The sequence below is a fragment of the Falsiroseomonas sp. RANM36 genome, assembly GCF_056682175.1.
In genome coordinates this window covers 1-1,912 of the sequence record NZ_JBWXTD010000031.1, presented here as the reverse complement: position 1 = coordinate 1,912, position 1,912 = coordinate 1, and the positions used below count along the sequence as shown (strand labels likewise).

Sequence of the window (1,912 nt, the reverse complement as noted above, 5' to 3'; positions counted from 1 at the left end):
CCGCGCCCGGGTTGCCCGCCGCTGCGCCTACGGCTCCGCACCGGCCAACCCGGGCGCGTCCATGCACACCAAAAGGGGGTCCCTTTTGCACGCCGATCCGGGGTCCCGTTTGTGTGCCGATTGACACTCGCCTTCCTGGAACTCGGCCGCTCCGGCTCTTACGGGACGTCTCACTTTGGGTCCGCGACGGTCGAGTCGCTGGTGGAACTCGTGCAGCAGTCGCTTACCGGCCAGCGCGTGAACAGCATCTTCGGTGAGGGAGTAAGCCCGAAGCTGCGAAAGATCCGAGACGGTTTGGACCGGCTGAAGCTACCGACGGACGCGCTGCTGATGCATGGCCGGCACCGAATCGTCTACGGCGTGCCGCTCATCCGGAACCTCCGTGAGTACCTGCTCGGGATGGACAGGGAGCCGGACTACCTCTTTGACTTGAGCGACCCGCAAGCGGGAACGCGAAGTGTCGTTTCGTGGTGGATGGAGAGGTGGCTCGCCCGTAGAATTCACAACGATCACGTGCTCAGAAACATCGAGGAACATTCACTAGTTCGGCCGGTCCGACACGGAGCCCGAGTCGTACTCCCACCGGAAGACTCGGCGCAGGGTACGCTGTTCGACGATGTCGATTAGGCTGTGCTGAACCGGTGGGCGCCGCTGTCCGGTACCAGGGCGAAATATGGCTCTTGCCTTCGGCCCCACGCTCACCGCGTGCCCATTTTCCTGTGTCTCGGCGAATCCGACGCGCTTTCCGTGTTGCCGAAAGACCGAGATACTGTTGAACTTGGCATGGTATGGCAGTCGACGGAAGCCTATCTCAGGCCGTGACAATAGCGGAATCACATGGGGTGCTCCGCCGCCGCCTCGACGACCTTCGCCAGGTGCGGGGCGAGGGCAGCAAGGTCTTCCTAATCGAGCACGGGTTGAGTTCTGGCGAGGTCGACGAACTCCGCAGCCTTGTGGCTCGGGAACTCCGGCGGTCACCGCTATCGTACATGTCTGCTTTGAGCCCTGACTGGCAGAACCACTTCCTCCCGCTTGCCGTCGTCGCGACCGAGGTCGGTTACAAGTACGGGACGGGAGGCAATGAATATTGGCCCTGCCTCGCAGAGACACTTGACGTGCCGTTCGACAGCCATGAAGACATGCGTGCGCTCGCCGACGGTTTCAGGCGCCTCCGCGTGCACACCGGGGTAACGCCAGCAGATACGACTTGGGCGAGGCACTTTCGGCTCATCGCTTGGCCAATCGCCCATGCTGTGCTTCCTGTGTGGCTTCACGAGCCGCTTCTCGAAGCCATTAACGTCTGTCCTCATCGCTTGGACGACGCCCCAGACGCAAGCGACACCGAATTCTATCATTGGCTAAGGGCCTACGCGGTGCGTGTGCCTAAGTTGGCCGCATTCCTCGAGCAGGATGATGCGGCGCAAGCCATTATTCGAGGGCTTCTTGGCCGCACCGCGGCCGGGCATTTCAGCAAAGACGTCCTCGAACGCTTTCTCCGGGATATTCAGGCACGCCCTCGAAGCAAGGGGCTACTTCGGCAGGCGGTCGTCACACACGGCCCACGTCCGCCGAAGCCTGGCCGGCGAGCAGAACGCGCGACGACTACAACTGCGCTTGCTCAACGGAGATTCGCTAAGCTTTCGCTCGTCGTCGATGCCACGACACCGGCGCTTGAACTCCTTCCGATGGGTGACGACGTTGATGTCGCGCTGGACCGAATTCGCGTGCGGCCTGTTGGCGTCGGGCGCCTCGTCAGCTTGGGTGCAACGCTGAGGTTCGGAGGCCGGCTTGAGATACCTGTACTCCCCGAGGGTGTCAATCGGCACACAAACGGGACCCCGGATCGGCGTGCAAAAGGGACCCCCTTTTGGTGTGCATGGACGCGCCCGGGTTGGCCGGTGCGGAGCCGTAG

2 protein-coding genes are annotated in these 1,912 nt (G+C 62.6%); both read left to right on the top strand.

Annotated elements, in window-relative coordinates:
• The first annotated feature begins 201 nt into the window (after nt 1-201).
• Nucleotides 202-627 (top strand): hypothetical protein, encoded by a 426-nt coding sequence (locus tag AC1MIR_RS27695; protein WP_480031391.1) that lies wholly within the window; start codon nt 202-204, stop codon nt 625-627.
• A 161-nt stretch (nt 628-788) separates the two neighbouring features.
• Nucleotides 789-1,912: hypothetical protein (locus AC1MIR_RS27690; protein ID WP_480031390.1), on the top strand; the 1,124-nt coding region annotated here is incomplete at its 3' end.